Genomic DNA, 20,482 nt, shown 5'->3' on the forward strand with positions numbered 1-20,482 from the left:
TCGAGGAGTAGTCCTTGAACTCGCCACCGAAGCGCTCGGCACCGATCTTGGTCAGTGCGGCGGTCAGCGTGGTCTTGCCGTGGTCGACGTGACCGATGGTGCCGACGTTGACGTGCGGCTTGGTGCGCTCGAACTTACCCTTGGCCATGGCTGCTTATCTCGAATTCGTCTGAGAGGTGATGCTTGAGATGGTGCTCACGAAAGGAATCGAACCTTCGACCTCTTCCTTACCAAGGAAGTGCTCTACCGACTGAGCTACGTGAGCCGAGTTTTGCATTATGACATGAACTCGATAATATTCAAAGTTCATTCAATGGAGCGGGAGACGGGAATCGAACCCGCACCATCAGCTTGGAAGGCTGAGGTTCTACCATTGAACTACTCCCGCGCCGGGAATGTCACAACGTGAAACTGGTGGAGGGAGGTGGATTCGAACCACCGAAGGCGTAAGCCAGCAGATTTACAGTCTGCCCCCGTTGGCCGCTTGGGTATCCCTCCTTACCACCCCAACCCGTTGCCGCCGAAGCGTTGCGGTGTGTGGTGGTGAGCCGCTTATTCTGCTGATCAGGCGGGGGGCTGTCAACGCTTTTTTCCATCTTTTTCACACGTTGTCGCAAACCCATTGATACGCAAGGTTATTGCCCAGGGACCGGCAGGGTCTCGCTGGCGAAAATTGCGACATGGGGGACGCCATCGGCGCCAATCCAGCCCCGATACATGCCCTGGGTGTTGAACGGCATGGCCATTTTTCCGTCTGCGGCAAGCACGATCGCGCCGCCGTCGCCGCCCATCTTCGGAATCATCTCGTTGATCACGCCCCTGCCGGCCTGCTCCGGCGTCTGCCGCTGGTAGCGCATGCGTGCACAGATCTCGTGCGCGGCCGCAGTCCGGATGTAGTACTCGCCCCACCCGGTGCCCGATACCGCGCAGCCCGCGTCGGCCCAGGTACCGGCGCCGATGATCGGCGAATCGCCCACACGGCCATAGCGCTTGTTGGTCATGCCACCGGTGGAGGTGCCGGCAGCAAGCTGCCCCTGCGCATCCAGCGCAACCGCGCCCACCGTGCCGAAGTGCCTTGCGGTCTCCAGGTCGGCGTGCGCCTGGCCACGGGCCTCTTCCTTCAATGCGCGCTGCAGTTGCTGCCAGCGCTTGTCGGTACGGAAATAGGATGGATCGACCAGGCTGATGCCCTGCTCCACCGCGAACGCCTCGGCCCCCTGCCCGACCATCATCACGTGCCTGGACTTCTGCATCACGGTCTGGGCCAGCAGGATCGGGTTGCGCACCCGCTGCACGCCGGCCACCGCACCTGCAGCCTGGGTGGCGCCATCCATCACTGCGGCATCCAGTTCGTTGTGGCCGTCATGGGTGAACACCGCGCCCTTGCCGGCGTTGAAGGTCGGATCGTCCTCCAGCACGGTGATTGCCGCAGTGACGGCTGCAAGCGCCGGGCGACCGGCCGCCAGTTCGGCATGGCCCTTCAGCAGCGCCGCGCGCAACGCGCCGCGCGCAGCCTTCTCTTCAGCCGGCGACAGGTCCTTGCGCTCGACACCGGCACCGCCGTGGATGACCAGCAACGGCGAGGCGGCCGGGGCGGCCTGGGCAAGCATGGGCAGGGACAGCAGCATAGACAGCGCCAGGCGCAGTTTCATCGGATACGTCTCCAGCAGGTGGGCAAGGGAGGCATCATCGTAGAGCCGAGCCCATGCTCGGCTGATGCCTCGATTGAAGAGCAGCCGAGCGCGGGCTCGGCTCTACAGCATCCCATGCGTGGCCACAGGATCGCCGGGTCACTGGCGGATGACTTCGATCTCGCCATCGCTGACGTCGGCCACGGCCTGGTAATCGGCCTCGGCCTGGAAATCATCCAGCCGCATGCGGCTGCCGCTGGCGACCACCGTCACCGGCACCGCATGGAAGCGCAGCGGTTCCCCCTCCACCAGGCGATCGGCGTCGCGGCCGGGGCTGACCACCCACACCTTGCCTTCGCCATCTGCGCTGTAGACCTGGGCCCGGCCATCGGGCTCAACGCACAGGGCGGTGTCCTCATCGACGCCGATGCCGACGATGTCAGGGTCGCCGCTGTCCTGGGCGGCACGTGCCACGAACACGATCAGGCGGCCGAGCCGGTCCCGCTTGTCGAAATGGGTGTCGGTGACCACGCGCTGCAGGTAGGGCATCTGCAGGAAGCCGCTGTCCAGGGTCACGGCACTGCCCATCGGGTCGGCCAGCGCACCGGCCGAGGTGATGCTGCCGCCATCCATGGCGCCATAGGCATAGCCGCCGAGGATGGCCAGACCAGCGCTGGTACCGGCAATCGGCTTGCCGGCGCGCACATGGGCGTTGAGTGCACGGTTGAGTGCGGTGCCCTTCCAGAAGCGGATATAGCGGGACTGGTCGCCGCCGGCAATGAAGATGGCATCGGCCGCGGCGACCACGCGCAGCACCGCCGGATCATCGGCACCGCGGCGGCTGTCGAAGACCAGGGTCTGCACTGCGGTGGTGCCGCCGATCTCGCGGTACAGGCGGTCCTGCAGTTCGTCGCCACCGGAGGCGCGCAGAATCAGCACACGGCCATTGCCGGCCTGCTTCAGCCACCACTGGAAGGCCTCCGGCACCCACTCGCCACCGCCCATCAGCATCATGGCGGGCGCGCGCGGACCGGGACGCGGGGATTCCAGATCGCCGACTTCGTAATAGGCGAAGCCGGGGCCCTGCAGGTCCTGCGCGGGCGCGGCCAGTGGCCAGCCCAGCACCAGCAGCGCCAGCCAGGCGAAGGGGCCAGGCAGGGTCCGGTCGAGGCGTAGCATCTTGATCTCCCTGAACAAAATCGAGTTGCAAGCGTTTTCACTCTTTGCCAGATAGGGGCCCAGTAGTCAAGGACATGAAAAAGGCGTTAAATGCGCGCGCCCATTCCGGAAGTCTGAATGGGGGACAGGGCCCCTCCTCTGCGGGCCGGCTTCATTTCCGAGAATTCTTCATGCGTAGACAGGCGATGGCGTGGTCGATCCAGCTGGCGTTGATGGGCGTGGCTGCTTCCGCGGCGGCCCAGGCACCGGCTTCCTCTTCGGTGCAACAACTGGACGCGGTGCAGGTCACCGGCTCGCGCATTCCGCGCGCCCAGGTGGAAGGCCCCGCTCCGATCACGGTGATCAATGCCGAGCAGATCCGCTCCAGTGGCTTCACCAGCGTGCCGGACGTACTGCGTGCAATGACCCAGAACGGCGGTGAGACGCAGAGCCAGCAGTCTTCCAGTGGCGCCGACTTCTCGCCGGGCGCCCAGCAGGTGGACCTGCGCGGCCTGGGCCCGAACCACACGCTGGTGCTGGTCAATGGCCGGCGCATTGCCGATTTCCCGATGCCGTTCAAGGGCCGCAGCAACTTCACCGATGTCTCCAACATCCCGCTGGGCATGATCGAGCGCATCGAAGTGCTGACCGGCAGCGCCTCGGCCATCTACGGCTCGGACGCGATCGCCGGCGTGGTCAACTTCATCCTGAAGAAGAAGGCCGACGGCACCACGATCGACATGCGCATGGGCACCACCAGCGAAGGCGGTGGCGACTCGTTCGACATGAGCCTGGCCAGCGGTTTCAGCCGCGGCAATTTCAACGCGGTGTACAGCGTCGAGCTGCAGTCGCAGGCCCCGCTGTGGGCGTACGAGCGCGACATCCAGGATTCGACCCAGGACGGCCCCACCGAGGGCTCGCGCATCGCCCGCCGCGCTTACCTGCGCACGGACTACAACGACGACTACCTGGATCCGGGTACGGCCACCTGCGAAGCGCTGGCCGGGCAGAACCAGGGCAGCACCTACCGCGCGTACCGCCCGCGCTACGGCTACTACTGCGGCAGCGACAGCTCGATCGGCTACGGCACCATCCTCAGCAAGCGCCGCGGTGCCAACGGCTACGCGTCGCTGAGCTATGACTTCGACAATGGCCAGCAGTGGTTCGCCGATGTGCAGCTGGGCTACCACACGATGTCGCTGATGCGCGACGTCACCCAGTGGGGCCGCATGGATGCCAACGGTGATGAGTCGGGCTACTTCAACAACGAAGCCACTGGCGAGATCGAGTTCTGGCAGCGCCAGTTCTCGCCCGAGGAAATGGGCGGCCTGCGCAACGCCATGGTGCGCAGCACGCAGAAGACCTTCAGCGTGACCACCGGCTTCAAGGGCAACCTGATTGGCAACTGGGATTACGAAGCGGCGTTGAGCCATTCGCAGTACCAGTCGCGCATCAGCTGGGCACAGATCATTGCCGCCAAGGCCAATGACCTGTTCCTGGGCCCGCAGCTGGGCGTGGACGACGACGGTTTCCCGGTCTACAACGCCGATCCGTCACGCCTGTACCGGCCACTGACCCGCGCCGAGTACGACTCGATCGCCGCGCGTACCACCTACACTCCGAAGTCGCGCACGGAGACCGCCGCCTTCACCCTGACCAACTCGGCCCTGTTCGCTCTGCCGGGGGGCGACGCCGGCTTCGCCGCGACCGTGGAAGTGGGCCAGCAGGCGTACTCGCTGAATCCCGATCCGCTGGCGACCCAGTACTACTACTACAGCTGGAAGGATTCGGACGGCAACGGTTCGCGCAACCGCTGGGCCACGGCGGCCGAGCTGCGCATGCCGCTGCACGAGACGGTCAACCTGAGCGTCGCCGGCCGCTACGACCAGTACCGCTATTCCGGCCACACCATCGGCAAGGCGACCTGGAGCGGCGGCCTGGAATGGCGCCCGATCGATACCCTGCTGGTGCGCGGCTCCTACGGCACCGCATTCCGTGCACCGGACCTGCACTATGTGTTTGCCGGACCGGGCAACGACGAGACCAGCGCCGAGGATCTGTACACCTGCCGCCTTGAGGAAGCCAGCGACTGTTCCGATTACGAGCGCAACCTGATCCGCAGCCGCACCGGCAACCGCCAGCTCGACCCGGAAACCAGCACCTCGTGGAGCGCCGGCTTCGTCTGGTCGCCGGCGATCGGCCTGGACCTGTCGGTGGACTGGTTCGACATCGACATGCGCAAGCAGGTGCAGGACATGGACGTGCGCACGATCCTGGCCAGCGAAGCGAACTGCCGCCTCGGCAGCGCCGACATCAGCGCGCCGACCTGCGTGGATGCGCTCGACCGCATCACCCGCACCAGTGATGGCCGCCTGTACGGCGTGCGTGTCGCCCCGATCAACGTCGCCCGCGAGTCTACCTCCGGCATCGACGTCGGCCTGCGCTACCGCCTGCAGACCGGCATCGGCGACTTCGTCCTCAACGGCACCCACACCTGGGTGAAGAAGCACGACTTCCAGCGCTACCCCGGTGACCCCGTCGAAGATCAGTTCGCGGTCAACAGCGGTTTCGACATTCCGCGCACCAAGACCAGCCTGAGCGTGACCTGGGAGAAGGAGGCGTGGTCGGCCACGGTCTATGGCTCGCGCCTGGGCAAGCTGCCGACCTCGGACAGCTACGACCAGGTGTTCGACTGGGACAGCGGTGACAGCCCGTACGTGAAGGCGACCTATCGCTACAACGCCTCGCTGCAGTACCGCTTCGACGACCACGCGCGCCTGTCGCTGTCGGTGGTGAACGTCCTCAACAAGATGCCGCCGAAGGACGCCACCTACACCGCGTATCCGTATTACGACGTGTCCTGGTTCGACAGCGTCGGCCGCACCATCAACCTGCAGTACACCCACAAGTTCGGTGGCAGCGCGCTGTAGGGCACGCCGCATTGCAGGATGTGGACAGCAGGGCCCGCCATTGGCGGGCCTTGTTGTTTGCGGCCCTGGTTGATGCCCTTTTTGGTGGGCGACTGCTAGAGCGGGCCATCCGGGGTTTTCCACACTGTACGTGGAAAGCGATGGGAACTTGGTGTGGACAAGTGGGTTCGAGCGTTGCGGTGCAGGCATTTCCGGACGTGGTGATTTTTTGTCCACGGCCCCGATTGTTTTCCACACGGTACGTGGAGAGCGATGGGAACTTGATGTGGACAAGTGGGTGCGAGCATTGCACCGCAGGCGTTTCGAAGCGCGGTGAAAATTTGTCCAGGTCACGCGGGCGAGCCCCTTGTAGAGCCGAGCCCACGCTCGGCTCCGGCTGGCATCAGCCGAGCATGGGCTCGGCTCTACATCAGGTTCGTCGGTTTTCCACACCTGGCGTGGAAAGCGATGGGAGTTTGCTGTGGACAAGTGCCGGCGAACGTCACGCCGCAAGCGTTTCGCAACGTGGTGATTTTTTGTCCATCGCCGGAAACGCGAACGCCCCGCACAAGGCGGGGCGTCCGGGGTCGATCCGTTGCCGCCGGATCAGACGTTGAAGCGGAAGTGCAGGATGTCGCCTTCCTGCACCCGGTACTCCTTGCCTTCCAGGCGCAGGCGACCGGCTTCCTTGGCGCCGGCTTCGCCCTTGTACTTGATGAAGTCGTCATACGCGATGGTTTCGGCGCGGATGAAGCCCTTCTCGAAGTCGGTGTGGATGACCGCGGCAGCCTGCGGAGCGGTGGCGCCCTTGCGCACGGTCCACGCACGGACTTCCTTCACGCCTGCGGTGAAGTAGGTCTGCAGGCCGAGCAGGCTGTAGGCCGCGTTGATCACGCGGTTCAGGCCCGGCTCGCTCAGGCCCAGATCGGCCAGGAAGGTATCGCGGTCTTCGTCGTCGAGCTGGGACAGCTCTTCTTCGATCGCGGCCGACACCGGCACCACCTGCGCGCCCTCGGCGGCGGCATGCGCGCGCACGGCGTCCAGGTGCGGGTTGTTCTCGAAACCGTCTTCCAGCACGTTGGCGATGTACATCACCGGCTTCAGGGTCAGCAGGAACAGGTCGCGCACCAGCGCCTTCTCTTCCTCGTCCAGGCCGGCCGAGCGGCCGGCCTTGCCCTCCGACAGCGCCGCCTGCAGCTTGGCCAGCACCGGCTTGCGCGCCGCTGCATCCTTGTCGCCGCCCTTGGCCGCACGCTCGGCACGGTTCAGTGCCTTCTCCACGCTGTCCAGGTCGGCCAGCGCCAGCTCGGTGTCGATGGTTTCGATGTCCGAGATCGGATCGACCTTGCCGGCCACGTGCACGATGTCACCGTGCTCGAAGCAGCGCACCACGTGGGTGATCGCATCGACCTCACGGATGTGCGCCAGGAACTTGTTGCCCAGGCCTTCACCGCTGGCGGCACCGGCCACCAGGCCGGCGATGTCGACGAACTCAACCGCGGTCGGGATGACCTTCTGCGGGTTGATGATGCCCGCCAGCTCGTTCAGGCGCGGATCCGGCACCGGCACGATGCCGACGTTCGGCTCGATGGTGCAGAACGGGAAGTTCGCCGCGGCGATACCCGCCTTGGTCAGCGCATTGAACAGGGTCGACTTGCCGACGTTGGGCAGGCCGACGATGCCGCATTTGATACCCATGGGTGACAGCTCTCTGGGGTGAAAGTGATTGGGGAAACAGCGGCCTGGGCGCTGCTTTTCCAATCATTCTCCGTACCGACCAACGGTCGGTACCTACCGGATTGGTTGGTTCCGTACCGACCAACGGCCGGTACCTACCGGATTGGTTGGTTCCGTACCGACCAACGGCCGGTACCTAGCGGATTGGATGGTTCCACACCGACCAACGGTCGGTACCTACAGCTTATTTCGGGGTGTGCAGCCGCTTCATCGCTTCGCTGAAATCGCCCTGCACTGCCAGCGGCAGCACGTCGATCGCATCGTCGATGGCGCGCGCGATCAGCACGTCGTCGTCCTTCGACGGGCGGCCGAGCACCCAACCCACCACGCGGTCCTTGTGGCCGGGATGGCCGATGCCCACGCGCAGGCGATGGAACTTGCCGTGGCCGAGCAGGCGGATGGTGTCGCGCAGGCCGTTCTGGCCGCCGTGGCCACCGTCGAACTTCAGCCGTGCCGCGCCGGGCGGCAGGTCCAGTTCGTCGTGGGCCAGCAGGGTTTCCTCCGGCTCGATCTTCCAGAACCGCTGCGCGGCGGTGACCGATTTGCCGCTGAGGTTCATGAAGGTGGCGGGCTTGAGCAGCCACACCGTCTGCCCGGCGATCTCGACCTTGGCGGTCTCACCGAACAGCTTGCTGTCCACATTCCATCGCGCACCGGCTTTTTCCGCCAGGGCCTCAACGAAATGAAACCCGGCATTGTGCCGGGTCCGGGCGTGTTCCGATCCGGGATTGCCCAGACCGACGATCAGTCGCAGTCCTGCCATGGTTCCTTCCAGTACGGTGCCTGCCCGCAGGCAGGCACCGTAACGGTATTACTCGGCGGCAGCCGCTTCTTCGTCAGCCTCGTCGGCCTTGCCGGCCTTGGCGGTGACGATGGCGTCGTCGTGGTCCTTGCCCAGCGCCAGCGCCGGGATTTCCACGCCCTTAGGCAGCTTGATGTCGGACAGGTACACCACGTCACCGGCCTTCAGCTCGCCCAGGTCGACTTCGATCGACTCCGGCAGGTCCTTCGGCAGGCAGGTGATGGTCACTTCCTTCAGTTCGTGGGTGACCACGACGTCGGCAGCCTTGCCGGCCGGCGAGGTGTCTTCGTTGACGAAGTGCAGCGGGACCGAAGCGGTCAGGGCTTCGTTCTCGTTCACGCGCTGGAAGTCCAGGTGCATGATCAGCTGCTTGTACGGGTGGCGCTGCATGTCACGCAGCAGGACCTTCTGCACCTGGCCGTCCAGGTTCAGGTCCAGGATCGAGGCATAGAACCACTCGTTCTGCTGGGCCAGCCAGATTTCGTTGTGGTCCAGGCTGATGGCGACCGGCTCGGCGTTGCCGCCGTACACGATGGCCGGGATCACACCCGCGTGACGCAGGCGGCGGCTCGCACCCTTACGCTGCAGTTCACGCTTGGTGACCTTGATTTCATGGGTCTTCGACATTTTCGACTACTCAGGTTGTTGCCGCGCCCTGCGGCGTGGCGGTTGAAGATGCTTCCGCGACCAGAAGCATCCGGGTATGCCCCCGCCGTTGCCGGCAGGGACGAAAAACTCAGTCCACGTACAGCGAGCTGACCGACTCGCCGAAGGCGATGCGGCGCATCGTTTCGGCCAGCATTTCCGCCACGCTCAGCTGGCGGATCTTGCTGCACACCCGCGCGGCGTCCTTCAGCGGGATGGTGTCGGTCACCACCAGCTCGTCGAGCTGGGAATTGGTGATGTTGTCCACTGCCGGGCCCGACAGCACCGCGTGGGTGCAGTAGGCAGCGACCTTGAGCGCACCGCGCGCCTTCAGGGCAGCGGCAGCGGCGCACAGGGTGCCGGCGGTATCGACGATGTCATCGACCATCACGCAGGTCTTGCCTTCGACGTCACCGATGATGTTCATCACGGTGGAGACGTTGGCGCGGGGGCGGCGCTTGTCGATGATGGCCAGGTCGGCGTCATCCAGGCGCTTGGCCACCGCACGGGCGCGGACCACGCCGCCCACGTCCGGCGAGACGACGATCAGGTTCTCGGTGCCGTAGGCGCGCCAGATGTCGGCCAGCAGCAGCGGGGACGCATACACGTTGTCCACCGGAATATCGAAGAAGCCCTGGATCTGGTCGGCGTGCAGGTCGACGGTCAGCACGCGATCAGCGCCCGCGGTGCTGAACATCTTCGCCGCCAGCTTGGCGGTGATCGGCACGCGCGAGGAGCGCATGCGGCGATCCTGGCGCGAGTAGCCGAAGTACGGCACCACCGCGGTCACGCTGGCCACCGATGCGCGCTTGAGCGCGTCGATCAGCACCAGCAGTTCCATCAGGTTTTCCGCGCTCGGCGCGCAGGTCGGCTGGATCACGAACACGTCCTGCTTGCGGACGTTCTCTTCGATCTCCACCTGCACTTCGCCATCGGAGAAGTGCGAGACCAGCGCCTTGCCCGGGCGAACCCCCAGTTCCTTGCAGATGTTCTGCGCCAGACGTTTGTTGGCGTTGCCGGAAAAGACCAGCAGGTTCGGGGACTCTTGCATCATGATTGTCTCGGGCGGGGACGAGTGGCGGGGATCCGGGGGCGGCAAGGACCCGGATGGACCCTTGCTGCTGACAACACCGCGGTTGTTTCCACGTCCCGCGCGGGCGATGCGCTGGAAGGCGCGGACACAGCCGCTATTGGCAGGGGCGGTAGGATTCGAACCTACGAATGCCAGGATCAAAACCTGGTGCCTTGGGCCTCTTGGCGACGCCCCTGCATTGATAAATCAGTGTTGCTCGAGTGCATCCAGCAGTGGCGAACGCGCAACGCCCGCAGCCACCCTTGCCCGCAACTCCTTCGGCAATTTCGACCGTCCCTGCTCTGCAGCAGACTGCGACGCGAATTCGACGAAACAACCACTTCCCGAACCGGTCAGCCGCGCCGTGCCGATGTCGCTCAACGCGGCAAGCGCTGCCTCGACGGCAGGCTCACGGCGGCGCAGCACCGGTTCGAACGCGTTCCCGACCAGGGTCCCGGAAGCGAAGTCCTCTATTTTCGCCACTGGGCTGTCGCGCGTCAAATCCGGGTCTGCAAACAGGGCCGGCGTGGGAACATGAACGCCCGGTTCAACCACCACATACCAGGCCGGCGCCAGCGTGATCGGCTGCAGGCGCTCGCCCACCCCTTCTGCCCAGGCGTTGCGACCGCGCACGAACACCGGCACGTCGGCGCCCAGGCGCAGGCCCAGCGCGGCCAGCGCCTCTTCGTCCAGCCCGGCCTGCCAGAGCCGGTTCAGCACCACCAGTACCGTGGCCGCATCGGACGAGCCGCCACCGAAGCCGCCACCGGCAGGAACGTGCTTTTCGACGATGATGTCAGCACCTTGCGCGACATTGGTCGACTCTTTCAGCAGCTTCGCGGCACGTACCGCCAGATCGTCGGCCTCGGCCACGCCGGCCAGGCCCTCGCCGTGCCGGCGCACCTGGCCGTCTTCACGCAGGCGCAGGCCGATGCGATCGCCCCAGTCCAGCAGGCGGAACACGGTCTGCAGTTCGTGGTAGCCGTCGGCCCGGCGGCCGGTGATGTGCAGGAACAGGTTCAGCTTGGCCGGGGCCGGCCACCAGGACCAGCCCGCGTCGTCGCGCCCGGCACTCATGGGGCGCCCGGCCCCCACTGGTCCACCAGCAGGCGCACCTTGGCGTCACCATTGCTGGCCTCGATCCGGCGCGGCAGCGCCGGCCGTCCGGCGTCGGCCGGGTACCAGTCCAGGTACTGTACCTGCCAGCCCATCTGCTGCATGCGACGCGGCCGGCCTTCACCGTCGCGTTCGACCGTCTCGGGGCCGGCGGCGTCGCCGGCGACCAGCCCGCGGATCCACTCCGGCAACTGGTTGACCGGAATGTCCCAGCCGGTCGCCTCCAGCAACAGCTGCTGGGCGTCCTCGCCGTCGCGCGGGCCGCCCGTCAGTCCTTCCAGGCGACCAGCTTCGGAATGGGTATCGCCGGTCAGCTTCCAGCTCTGCCGGGTCACCGGCGCGCTCAACTCCACCACGTAGCGGCGGCCTTGCTGCTTCCAGTCGATGCGACCGCTGCCGCCGTCCTTGCCCTTGCTGACCGCGACCCGGCCCTGGAAGGCCCAGTCCGGCTGTGCATGCAGGGCGGCCACACGCGCCGCTTCGGCCTGCGCCGCTTCGGCCGAAACTGTCTCGACCACCGCCGGTGGCGGGGTCTTCTGCGTGCCCACGCTGGTACAGGCGGTCACCGCCAGGGTCGCAGCCGCCAACAGCAGCGGCCGGATCAGGGAAACACTCATGGATTGAATTTCTCGCGGGCGCGCAGCAGCGCGCGGTTTTCAGGGTCGAGCTTGGCCGCTTCGTCGAAGAAGTGGCGGGCCTCGTCATGCTTGCCCAGCACCCACAGCACTTCGCCGACATGGGCGGCAATCTCCGGGTCCTTGGCCAGGGTCCAGGCCCGGCGCAGCTGCACCAGCGCTTCGTCCTTGCGGCCCAGGCGATACAGCACCCAGCCATAGCTGTCGACGATGGCGGCGTTGTCCGGCTCGGCGACGCGGGCGCGGTCGATCAGCTCCAGCGCCTCCTGCAGGCGCCCGGTGCGGTCAGCCAGGGTATAGCCCAGCGCGTTCAGGGCCGGCACGTTTTCCGGATCGGTCACCAGGATCTTGCGCAGATCGGCCTCGGCGCGCGGGATGTCGTCGCGGCGTTCCCAGGTGAGCGCACGGGCGTACAGCAGGCCGTTGTCATCCGGGTAGGCGGCCAGGCCGCGGGCCAGCGCATCCAGCTCCCCGGCACTGTCGTCAGCACGCTGGCGCAGTTCGGCTTCCAGCAGGTAGGCATCGCGGCGCACATCGTCGTCGACCACCGCATCGGACTGGATCGCGTGCACTTCATCCAATGCCTGCGGCAGGCGCCCGGCCAGGGCCTGGGCATTGGCCGCGCGCAGGCGCGCCTCGCTCAGTTCATCGCCACCGGGCACGCTGTGGTACCACTGCACCGCCTCGGGATAACGCTTCAGGTATTCGGCGATCTTGCCCAGCAGCAGGCGCTGCGCGGGGTCCGGCTTGGCCGCCTGCCGCGACAGTTCGTTGTAGAGGTTGGACAGCGCCGCCTTGTCGCCCTGCTTGGCCAACAGTGAAGCGCGCATGCCCCAGGTCTGCACATCCTGCGGGCCGAATGCCAGTACGCGCTCGGCCGCAGCCGGTTGCCCCAGGCTGTCGTAGGCGATGGCCACCGCATTGCGCAGCTCGGGGTCCTGCCGGGTCTTCGGCTCGACGTCGTGCAGCAGCGACAAGGCCTTGTCGGTCTCGCCCGCCTGCTGCAGCTGGCTGGCACGCAGCAAGGCTACGCGCGGTTCTTCGGGGAAGCGTCTGACCACCTCATCGATCATGCGCCGCGCCAGGTCGGGCTTGTCCATGCGCAGGGCGAGGCGGCCGAACTCCTGCCAGGCCTCGATCTTCGGTGGAATGGCATTGGCATCGACCAGCTCGCCGAGCACCTGCGCAGGCACCGCCGGGTCGCGGCCACCGCCGATCAGCGCGGCCAGGGCGAACTTCCAGCCGCGCTCGTCGGGGTCGGCCAGCAGCGCCTGCAATTCAGTGCGGGCGGCCTTTACATCGCCCTGGCGCATGGCCAGCGCACCGGCGGCGCTGCGCATGGTCAACGAACGCGGGGCGCGCTGCTGCCACAGGGCCAGGCCCTTGGCGGCGCTGGCGTCATCGTTGGCAAGCATGGAGATACGGGTCGCGCGCTCGGCCAGGCCAGCATCGCCGTCAGTCTGCTGCGCGGCCTGCAGGTACCAGCGCGCGGCCTCGGCCAGCTTGCCGGCCTGCAGGGCGAACTCACCGGCCATCACCGGCTCCAGCGCCAGTTCCCCGGTGGCCGCAGCCCGCACGGGGGCCTTGGCCGGCACCGCCGCCAGGGCCTGGGCGCAGGCCAGGGACAGCAGCAGAACACTGGGGATGCGAATCAATGCGGGCATCGTCGGCATCGGGGCCTTAAAATGTCGTCCAATGGCCAGCAGCTTATCGCAAGCAACTGAACAATGACCCTGTGGGTGCTCGGACTGAATCACCAGACCGCACCGGTGGAGCTGCGCGAGCGCGCGGCCTTCGCCGGTGAGGCGTTGCCGCGTGCGCTGGGCTCGCTGCGCGATACCCCGCAGATCGCCGAGGCGGTCCTGCTGTCCACCTGCAACCGCACCGAGCTGTACGCCGTGGCCGACTCGGCACAGGCGCTGGACCAGTGGCTGCGCAGCCAGGCCGGTGACCTGCAGGGTTATCTGTACCAGCATGCCGATGCCGAGGCTGTGCGCCACCTGTTCCGGGTCGCCACCGGGCTGGACTCGATGGTGCTGGGCGAACCGCAGATCCTCGGCCAGGTGAAGGACGCCTGGTCGACCGCGCGCGACCATGGCCTGCTCGGCCAGCGCCTGGACCGCCTGTTCCAGCAGACCTTCTCGGTGGCCAAGCGGGCGCGCACCGATACCCAGGTGGGCGCCAACCCGGTATCGGTGGCGTCGGCCGCGGTGCGCCTGGCGCAGAACGCGTTCGCCCGGCTGGACGACTCCACCGTGCTGCTGGTTGGTGCGGGCGAGACCATCGAGCTGGCTGCACGGCACCTGAGCGAAGGCAAGGTGCGGCGGCTGCTGATCGCCAACCGCACCCTGGCCCACGCGCAGGAACTGGCCAGCCGCCACGGCGGCGTGGCCCTGCCGCTGACCGAACTGGACCGCCACCTGGGCGAGGCCGACGTGGTGTTCTCGGCCACCGCCGCGCGCGAGCCGGTGATCCATCGCGAGATGGTGGCCAAGGCCCTGCGCGCCCGCCGGCACAAGCCGATGCTGCTGTTCGACCTGGCCGTTCCGCGCGACATCGAAGCCGAGGTCGGCACGCTCAACGATGCCTTCCTCTACACCGTCGATGACCTGGAACGCGCGGTGGAAGACAACCGCCGTGGCCGCCGCGAGGCCGCCGCCGAAGCCGAGGCGATCATCGACCTGCAGGTATCGCGTTACGTCGAGACCCAGCAGGCCAGTGCCCATCAGGCGCCTTTGCGGCAGCTGCGTGCGTTCGGCGAGGCCACCCGCGCCGAGTTGCTGGAGCGCGCACGCCAGCAGCTGGCCAACGGCAAGCCCGCCGACGAAGTGCTGGAACTGCTGGCGCACGGCCTGACCAATCGCCTGCTGCATCCGCCGACCGCCGCACTGCGCGCCGCCGCGCTGAGTGGCGATGCCGACCTGACCCGCGCCGCCGCGCGCCTGTTCCCGGCCACGCCGGGCTACCGCCACCCACCCGTGAGACCCGATGACGCCGACCCTGCGCCGTAAGCTGGAAGCGCTGGCCGAGCGCCGCGAAGAACTGGAACGCCTGCTCGCCGAACCCGATGTGGTCGCCGACAACACCCGTTTCCGCGACCTTTCGCGCGAATTCGCCCAACTGGAGCCGGTCGCTGCCGCGCTCGCCGATGAAGCCCGTGCCAAGGCCGACCTGGCCGCCGCCGAAGGCATGCGCGCCGACCCCGACCTGCGCGAGCTGGCCGACGAGGAAATCGCTGCTGCACAGGCGCGCCTGCAGGAACTGGAGCAGGAGCTGGCGCTGCTGCTGGTGCCGCGCGATCCGCGCGACGAAGGCAACCTGTTCCTGGAAGTGCGCGCCGGCACCGGCGGCGACGAAGCCGCGATCTTCGCCGGCGACCTGTTCCGCATGTACGCCCGCTATGCCGAGCGCCAGGGCTGGAAGGTCGAGATCGAATCGGACAACCCCGGCGAGCATGGCGGCTACAAGGAAGTGGTGGCGCGTGTGGTCGGCCGTGGTGCGTTCTCGCGCCTGAAGTTCGAATCGGGCACGCACCGCGTGCAGCGCGTGCCGGCCACCGAATCGCAGGGCCGCATCCATACCTCGGCCGCGACCGTGGCAATCATTCCCGAGGCTGACGAAGTCGATGACATCGTCATCAATCCGGCCGACCTGAAGGTGGATACGTTCCGCTCGTCCGGCGCCGGTGGCCAGCACGTCAACAAGACCGAGTCCGCGATCCGCATCACCCACGTGCCAACCGGCGTAGTGGTGGAGTGCCAGACCGAGCGCAGCCAGCACGCCAACCGCGACAAGGCGATGAAGCGCCTGAAGGCGCAGCTGCTCGATGCCGAGCGCCAGCGCCAGGACGCGGCACAGGCCGAGTCGCGGCGCCTGCAGGTCGGCAGCGGCGATCGCAGCCAGCGCATCCGCACCTACAACTTCCCGCAGGGCCGGATCACCGACCACCGCGTGGAAGGCCTGACGTTGTACGACCTGCCCAACATCCTGGCCGGTGACCTCGACCCGCTGCTGCAGCGGCTCAGCCACGAACACCAGGTCGACGCCCTGGCCCAGCTGTCGGCGGGCTGAGCACGATGACGGCCTGGCAGCAGCGGCAGCACCTGCAGCAGGCGATCGCACGCCAGCCCGGCGACTTCGTCGCCTGGGTGATGCTGGCCGACCTGGAACTGGAAGCCGGCGACATCGCTGCCGGCGAGCAGGCCGCACGACGTGCCCTGCAGCTGCGCCCCAACCACCCCGAAGCGCTGGCGCGGCTGGGGCGCGTGGCGTGGATGGCCGGCGCGCACGCCGACGCGGCGAAGCTGCTCGGCCAGGCCTCGGCATTGGCCCCGCAGCACCCGGGCATCGCGTTGTGGCTGGGCCACGCGCTGGAAGATGCCGATGATGCCGAAGGGGCGGCGACGGTCTATCGCCGCGCGCATGCGCTGATGCCGGGCGAACCCTACATCGCGGCCCAGCGCCTGGCCTGGCAGCGCCGCCTGTGCGACTGGCAGGACGTGGACACGCTGGCTGCGCAGGTGCGCAACGCGCTCGCCGCGGGTCAGGGCGCGGTGGAACCCTTCGCCTTCCTCAACGAAGACGCCAGCGCTGCGGAGCAGTTGGCCTGTGCGCGCGCACGCGCCGCGGTCGTTGCGTCGGCGGTGCGCCCCCTTCCTGCAGTGAAGGTTCGCGAGCACGGCGCGTTGCGCGTCGGCTTCCTCTCCAATGGCTTCGGCGCCCATCCCACCGGGCTGCTGACCGTGGCCCTGCTCGAACACCTGCGCCCTGACCCGGCGCTGCAGCTGCACCTGTTCGCGCTGAACCGCGCCGATGGCAGCCGCATCCGCGAACGCCTGCAGGCTGCGGCCCGCCTGCATGACGTGGCCGCACTGCGGCATGCCGACATCGCGGCCCGCATCCGTGCACAGGGCATCGACCTGCTGTTCGACCTGCGCGGCTGGGGGGGCGGCGGCACGCCCGAAGTGCTGGCCATGCGCCCGGCCCCGTTGCAGCTGAACTGGCTGGCCTACCCCGGCACATCAGGTGCGCGCTGGCTGGATGCCGTGGTCGCCGACGAATTCGTGCTGCCGGCATCGCTGGAACCTCACTTCAGCGAACGCGTCCTGCGCCTGCCACGTGCCTTCCAGCCCTCGGACAACACCCGCGTACTGGAACCGGCACCGTCCCGCGCCGAGTGCGGGCTGCCCGCACACGGCGTGGTGTTCTGCTGCTTCAACAACAGCTACAAGCTCAACCCGCGCAGCATGGGCCGCGCCTTCGCGGTGCTTCAGGCCGTGCCCGGCAGCGTGCTGTGGCTGCTGTCCGGGCCCGGCAAGGCCGATGCGCGCCTGCGTGCGGCCGCGCAGGCCGCCGGCCTGGATCCGGCGCGCCTGGTGTTCATGACCAAGCTGCCGCATCCGCAGTACCTGGCCCGCTATCAGCTGGCCGACCTGTTCCTCGACACACATCCCTACAACGCGCACACCACCGCCTCCGATGCGCTGTGGGCCGGCTGCCCGGTGCTGACCTGCCCGGGCGATACCTTCGCCGCGCGCGTGGCCGGCAGCCTCAACCATCATCTGGGTCTTTCGCGGATGAACGTTGCCGACGATGCGGCGTTCATCGCCACCGCCAGCGCGCTGGGCAACAACCCGGCGGCGCTGGCAGCGTTGCGAGCCGAACTGGCGCAGGCACGCGAAGACAGTGGCCTGTTCGACATGGCCGGATTTGCCCACGACCTTTCGGCGCTGCTGCAGCATCTGGCGGGCGAACAGGGCTGGCAGGGCCTCGACATCGCCTGAGCGATCCCTGCGCTACGCTCGGGATTCCTCCCCGCGTGGTGTGACGATGGCCAAGCTCAAGCGCAAGGACTACGACGAACTGCTGCTGCCTTTGCAGCTGGAACTGACCGCCATGGCGCGCTGGGTGCAGCACAGCGGGCAACGCCTGCTGGTGCTGTTCGAGGGACGTGATACCGCAGGCAAAGGCGGTGCGATCCAGGCCATCAGCCAGCATCTCAACCCGCGCCAATGCCGGGTGGTGGCGCTGCCCAAGCCCACCGACCGCGAAGCCACGCAGTGGTACTTCCAGCGTTACGCCGCGCATCTTCCCGCCGCCGGCGAGATCGTGCTGATGGACCGCAGCTGGTACAACCGTGCCGGTGTTGAACGGGTGATGGGTTATTGCAGCGAAACCGAGTACCAGCAGTTCCTGCGCCAGGCGCCGGTGTTCGAACAGCTGCTGGTGGACGACGGCATCCTGCTGTTCAAGTACTGGTTGTGCGTGGACCAGGAGCAGCAGGAAAAGCGCTTCGCCGAACGCCATCTCGATCCGCTGAAGGGCTGGAAGCTTTCCCCGGTGGACCTGAAATCACGCAGCAAGTACAGCGCGTACACCGAGGCCCGCGAGGCGATGCTGCGCGCGACGCATCGCGAGGCGGCGCCGTGGACGCTGGTGGACTTCAACGACCAGCGGCTAGGCCGGCTGACCCTGGTGCGAAACCTGCTGGACCGGTTGCCGGACACGCGGGTGGATGCACCGTTGCCGGAGCTGCCGAAGCTGAAGGGCAAGCTGCATCGCGAGCACTTCGATGTGCTGAAGCCGATCGAGGACTTCCCGGTCGAGGGATAGGGTTGGTCGGCAGGGCCTGCGGCCCTGCACCTGCCGAAGCCAGAGCAACGGCAACAGCAACAGCAACGGCGGGCTTCCTGCGGGATGGCGGGGCGGTGTCGGAGTGCGGGGTGTCAGCCGCATGGATGCGGCTGCCAAGCCTACATGGACGTACTTGCGGCGTCCCCGCACTCCGACACCGCCCCGCCATCCCACGGATAGCCCGCTGTTGCTGTTGCTTCGGCTGTTGCCGTTGCTGCCGGCCAGCGGCCGGCACTACCGCGGGTGCAGGGCCGCAGGCCCTGCCGACCAACCCACTACTTGGCAGCAGCGATCTGCTTTTCGATGTCGGCGGCGGTCACCGGGCCGAGGAACGTATGCGCCAGCTTGCCCTGCGGATCCAGCAGATGGGTCAGCGGCAGGCCACGCGGCGTGGCGAAGTCGGCCGGCGGATCGAACGGGTCCACGATCACGATCGGATAGGTCACCGGATGCTTGGCCAGGAACGACTGCATCTCCGGCACTTCGATGTCCTCGTAAGCCAAGCCGACCACTTCGATGTTGCTGCGCATCGCATGCAGGGCCGACAGCTCGGGCATCTCCTTGCGGCACGGCGCGCACCAGGTGGCCCAGAAGTTCACCACCACCCACTTGCCGCGATGCGCGGCCAGGTCGTAGTCGCTGCCATCCACCGCCTTCATCTTCAGTGTCGGGAACTCGGCGGTGGTGCGCTCGGCCGGGGTTTCCTCGACCGGTGCCGGCGTGCTCGGCGTCGGTGCCTGCGCCGGTGGCTGGCTGCTGGCCGGTGCCGGCTCCTGGGCCGGTTTGCAGGCCGCCAGGGCCAGCAGCAGGGTCAACGGGAGCAGCAGCGGCAACGACGTGTTGCGGGTCATGGGGTGTCTCCAGAGTCGGTATAGATATCACTGACCTTGCGCTTCAGGCGTTCGCGCAGGGGCAGTCGCAGGTCATCCAGCGCCGCCAAGGCGGCACGGCCCAGGCTGTCGTCGCGATACGGCAGGTGCTGCTCGGCTACCGGGATGCGCAGCTGGGTGCATTCGTACAGATCGGCCAGGCTGACCTGGTCCAGGTCGCGCGACAGCAGCCACTCGCCGCGCTCATCGCGGCGCAGCAGGTCGATCTCCTGCAGGTTGCAGATCAGGTCCTGCAGCAGTGAATCGGTCAGCATCGGCTCCAGCCGCAGGATCTCGTCATCGGCCAGGCCTTTGCCCTTGGCCCGTGCATGCTGGAAGCGGCCAAGCAGGCGCAGCAGCCCATAGAACTCGTACCCCTGCGGCAGGCGCAGCTCGACCGGCTGGTAGCGGAAGGCGGCCATCGAGGAGGCCAGCGACGCACCCAGCAGCACCGCCACCCAGCACAGGTAGATCCACAGCAGCAGGATCGGCACGAAGGCGACCGTGCCATACAGCTTCTGGTAGGACTGGAAGCTGCCCAGATACGCGCCGATGCCCCACTTCACCAGTTCAAGGATGACCGCCGCCAGGATCGCGCCGGGCACGGCATGCCGCCATTTCACCGTGTGGTGCGGTACCACGCGGAACATCAGCGTGATGCAGACGAACTCGATCAGGATCGGTGCCAGCCGCAGCGCCAGTTCGGCCAGCCAACGGCCCTCCTGGGTACCGAACAACGGCATCGCGAACACCCTCGCCGATACTGCCAGCGACGCGGCGGCAAGCATCGCGCCCAGGGTCAGCACGGTCCAGTAGACCAGGAAGCGGGTCAGCTTGGGCCGGCTCGAGCCGACCCGCCAGATCTGGTTGAAGGTCTCTTCCACGCTGTTGAGCGTGATCAGCAGTGAAGCGACCAGTGCGATGAAGCCGGCGGCCGTCAGCTGGCCGGCACTGGCCGAAAACTGCCGCAGGTAACCCTCGGCCGCGCGCGCAGCGGAGGGCACGAAGTTGGAGAAGACGTAGTCGCTGAGCTGGTCGCTCCAGCGGTCGAAAACGGGGAAGGCCGAGAGCACGCCGAACACCACGATGGCCAGCGGCACCAGCGCGAACACCGTGGTGTACGCCAGCGCCGCCGCTGCCTGGAACAGGCGGTCGTCGAGGAAGCGATGCCACAGGAAGCGGCCGAAACTGATGGCCCGTGCGCGATCCCGCGCGCGCTCCATCCACAGGTTGAGCGTATCCAAAGGTTCCATCGGTGGAAGGGTACCCGATGCG

The 20,482-nt window shown here is 67.2% G+C and carries 17 protein-coding genes and 4 tRNA genes; 5 read left to right on the forward strand and 16 right to left on the reverse strand.

Annotation, left to right across the window (positions count from 1 at the left end; translation table 11 throughout):
- From AB839_RS21275 to AB839_RS15915, 6 genes are all read right to left on the reverse strand, one after another.
- Positions 1-148, reverse strand: a 148-nt coding sequence (locus AB839_RS21275; protein WP_230078978.1) for a GTP-binding protein, incomplete at its 3' end; no start/stop codon positions are given.
- A gap of 41 nt (positions 149-189) precedes the next feature.
- A tRNA-Thr gene (locus AB839_RS15895) sits at positions 190-265 on the reverse strand.
- 49 nt (positions 266-314) lie between these two features.
- A tRNA-Gly gene (locus AB839_RS15900) sits at positions 315-388 on the reverse strand.
- A 24-nt stretch (positions 389-412) separates the two neighbouring features.
- Positions 413-498: transfer RNA gene (locus AB839_RS15905), tRNA-Tyr, on the reverse strand.
- Positions 499-635: 137 nt separating this feature from the next.
- Positions 636-1,652, reverse strand: coding sequence for an isoaspartyl peptidase/L-asparaginase (locus tag AB839_RS15910; RefSeq protein WP_082783363.1), 1,017 nt, complete (start codon positions 1,650-1,652; stop codon positions 636-638).
- A gap of 138 nt (positions 1,653-1,790) precedes the next feature.
- Positions 1,791-2,810: a cyanophycinase gene (locus tag AB839_RS15915; protein WP_061480135.1), complete on the reverse strand. Its 1,020-nt coding sequence runs from the start codon at positions 2,808-2,810 to the stop codon at positions 1,791-1,793.
- Between the two features lie 170 nt (positions 2,811-2,980).
- Between AB839_RS15915 and AB839_RS15920 the strand changes: the two genes are divergently transcribed.
- Positions 2,981-5,719 (forward strand): TonB-dependent receptor, encoded by a 2,739-nt coding sequence (locus tag AB839_RS15920; protein ID WP_061480106.1) that lies wholly within the window; start codon positions 2,981-2,983, stop codon positions 5,717-5,719.
- A 585-nt stretch (positions 5,720-6,304) separates the two neighbouring features.
- Here the strand turns inward: AB839_RS15920 and ychF are convergent.
- The 8 genes from ychF to AB839_RS15960 form a co-directional block, all read right to left on the reverse strand.
- Positions 6,305-7,396: a redox-regulated ATPase YchF gene (gene ychF / locus AB839_RS15925; RefSeq protein WP_061480107.1), complete on the reverse strand. Its 1,092-nt coding sequence runs from the start codon at positions 7,394-7,396 to the stop codon at positions 6,305-6,307.
- A 223-nt stretch (positions 7,397-7,619) separates the two neighbouring features.
- Positions 7,620-8,198 carry an aminoacyl-tRNA hydrolase gene (gene pth, locus AB839_RS15930; RefSeq protein WP_061480108.1) on the reverse strand — a complete coding sequence of 193 codons (579 nt, stop codon included), beginning with the start codon at positions 8,196-8,198 and terminating at the stop codon, positions 7,620-7,622.
- 48 nt (positions 8,199-8,246) lie between these two features.
- Positions 8,247-8,864 (reverse strand): 50S ribosomal protein L25/general stress protein Ctc, encoded by a 618-nt coding sequence (locus AB839_RS15935; protein WP_005408191.1) that lies wholly within the window; start codon positions 8,862-8,864, stop codon positions 8,247-8,249.
- A gap of 109 nt (positions 8,865-8,973) precedes the next feature.
- Positions 8,974-9,933, reverse strand: a complete 960-nt coding sequence (locus AB839_RS15940; protein WP_005415400.1) for a ribose-phosphate diphosphokinase — start codon at positions 9,931-9,933, stop codon at positions 8,974-8,976.
- A gap of 140 nt (positions 9,934-10,073) precedes the next feature.
- Positions 10,074-10,150, reverse strand: a tRNA-Gln gene (locus AB839_RS15945).
- Between the two features lie 11 nt (positions 10,151-10,161).
- The gene (ispE, locus tag AB839_RS15950) at positions 10,162-11,031 is read right to left on the reverse strand and encodes a 4-(cytidine 5'-diphospho)-2-C-methyl-D-erythritol kinase (protein ID WP_061480109.1); all 870 of its coding nucleotides are present in this window, start codon (positions 11,029-11,031) and stop codon (positions 10,162-10,164) included.
- Positions 11,028-11,687 carry a lipoprotein insertase outer membrane protein LolB gene (lolB, locus tag AB839_RS15955; protein ID WP_061480110.1) on the reverse strand — a complete coding sequence of 220 codons (660 nt, stop codon included), beginning with the start codon at positions 11,685-11,687 and terminating at the stop codon, positions 11,028-11,030. Before lolB ends, ispE begins: the two co-directional genes overlap by 4 nt.
- Positions 11,684-13,369 carry a tetratricopeptide repeat protein gene (locus tag AB839_RS15960; protein ID WP_197467689.1) on the reverse strand — a complete coding sequence of 562 codons (1,686 nt, stop codon included), beginning with the start codon at positions 13,367-13,369 and terminating at the stop codon, positions 11,684-11,686. Before AB839_RS15960 ends, lolB begins: the two co-directional genes overlap by 4 nt.
- 63 nt (positions 13,370-13,432) lie before the next feature.
- Here AB839_RS15960 and hemA point away from each other — a divergent pair, with 63 nt between their 5' ends.
- Genes hemA through ppk2 form a run of 4 tightly spaced genes read left to right on the forward strand, consistent with a single transcriptional unit; the run spans position 13,433 to position 18,317 of the window.
- Positions 13,433-14,716, forward strand: coding sequence for a glutamyl-tRNA reductase (gene hemA / locus AB839_RS15965; protein WP_061480112.1), 1,284 nt, complete (start codon positions 13,433-13,435; stop codon positions 14,714-14,716).
- A complete protein-coding gene (gene prfA / locus AB839_RS15970; RefSeq protein ID WP_005415394.1) occupies positions 14,694-15,776 on the forward strand; it encodes a peptide chain release factor 1 in 1,083 nt (360 codons plus the stop codon). Before hemA ends, prfA begins: the two co-directional genes overlap by 23 nt.
- Before the next feature lie 5 nt (positions 15,777-15,781).
- Positions 15,782-17,488, forward strand: a complete 1,707-nt coding sequence (locus AB839_RS15975) for a tetratricopeptide repeat protein (RefSeq protein ID WP_061480113.1) — start codon at positions 15,782-15,784, stop codon at positions 17,486-17,488.
- Between the two features lie 46 nt (positions 17,489-17,534).
- Entirely contained in the window at positions 17,535-18,317 is a 783-nt protein-coding gene (ppk2, locus tag AB839_RS15980) for a polyphosphate kinase 2 (RefSeq protein ID WP_061480114.1), read from the forward strand.
- A gap of 296 nt (positions 18,318-18,613) precedes the next feature.
- Here the strand turns inward: ppk2 and AB839_RS15985 are convergent, their stop codons facing one another.
- Complete coding sequence (locus AB839_RS15985; RefSeq protein ID WP_061480115.1) at positions 18,614-19,189, reverse strand: TlpA disulfide reductase family protein; 576 nt, start codon at positions 19,187-19,189, stop codon at positions 18,614-18,616.
- Positions 19,186-20,460, reverse strand: coding sequence for a YihY family inner membrane protein (locus AB839_RS15990; protein WP_005415390.1), 1,275 nt, complete (start codon positions 20,458-20,460; stop codon positions 19,186-19,188). The genes AB839_RS15985 and AB839_RS15990 overlap by 4 nt, the downstream gene beginning before the upstream one ends.
- Positions 20,461-20,482: the final 22 nt, after the last annotated feature.

It is taken from the genome of Stenotrophomonas sp. DDT-1 (assembly GCF_001580555.1).
In the GTDB taxonomy this organism is placed as follows: Bacteria; Pseudomonadota; Gammaproteobacteria; order Xanthomonadales; family Xanthomonadaceae; genus Stenotrophomonas; species Stenotrophomonas sepilia.

Bases quoted from the DNA above. Each gene is read 5' to 3' on its own strand.
- ispE (WP_061480109.1), bottom strand. From the start codon at position 11,031: ATGAGTGCCGGGCGCGACGACGCGGGCTGGTCCTGGTGGCCGGCCCCG.
- AB839_RS15975 (WP_061480113.1), top strand. From the start codon at position 15,782: ATGACGGCCTGGCAGCAGCGGCAGCACCTGCAGCAGGCGATCGCACGC.
- AB839_RS15990 (WP_005415390.1), bottom strand. From the start codon at position 20,460: ATGGAACCTTTGGATACGCTCAACCTGTGGATGGAGCGCGCGCGGGAT.
- ppk2 (WP_061480114.1), top strand. From the start codon at position 17,535: ATGGCCAAGCTCAAGCGCAAGGACTACGACGAACTGCTGCTGCCTTTG.
- AB839_RS15915 (WP_061480135.1), bottom strand. From the start codon at position 2,810: ATGCTACGCCTCGACCGGACCCTGCCTGGCCCCTTCGCCTGGCTGGCG.
- AB839_RS15960 (WP_197467689.1), bottom strand. From the start codon at position 13,369: ATGCCCGCATTGATTCGCATCCCCAGTGTTCTGCTGCTGTCCCTGGCC.
- AB839_RS15920 (WP_061480106.1), top strand. From the start codon at position 2,981: ATGCGTAGACAGGCGATGGCGTGGTCGATCCAGCTGGCGTTGATGGGC.
- AB839_RS15985 (WP_061480115.1), bottom strand. From the start codon at position 19,189: ATGACCCGCAACACGTCGTTGCCGCTGCTGCTCCCGTTGACCCTGCTG.
- prfA (WP_005415394.1), top strand. From the start codon at position 14,694: ATGACGCCGACCCTGCGCCGTAAGCTGGAAGCGCTGGCCGAGCGCCGC.
- hemA (WP_061480112.1), top strand. From the start codon at position 13,433: ATGACCCTGTGGGTGCTCGGACTGAATCACCAGACCGCACCGGTGGAG.
- ychF (WP_061480107.1), bottom strand. From the start codon at position 7,396: ATGGGTATCAAATGCGGCATCGTCGGCCTGCCCAACGTCGGCAAGTCG.
- AB839_RS15935 (WP_005408191.1), bottom strand. From the start codon at position 8,864: ATGTCGAAGACCCATGAAATCAAGGTCACCAAGCGTGAACTGCAGCGT.
- pth (WP_061480108.1), bottom strand. From the start codon at position 8,198: ATGGCAGGACTGCGACTGATCGTCGGTCTGGGCAATCCCGGATCGGAA.
- AB839_RS15940 (WP_005415400.1), bottom strand. From the start codon at position 9,933: ATGCAAGAGTCCCCGAACCTGCTGGTCTTTTCCGGCAACGCCAACAAA.
- lolB (WP_061480110.1), bottom strand. From the start codon at position 11,687: ATGAGTGTTTCCCTGATCCGGCCGCTGCTGTTGGCGGCTGCGACCCTG.
- AB839_RS15910 (WP_082783363.1), bottom strand. From the start codon at position 1,652: ATGAAACTGCGCCTGGCGCTGTCTATGCTGCTGTCCCTGCCCATGCTT.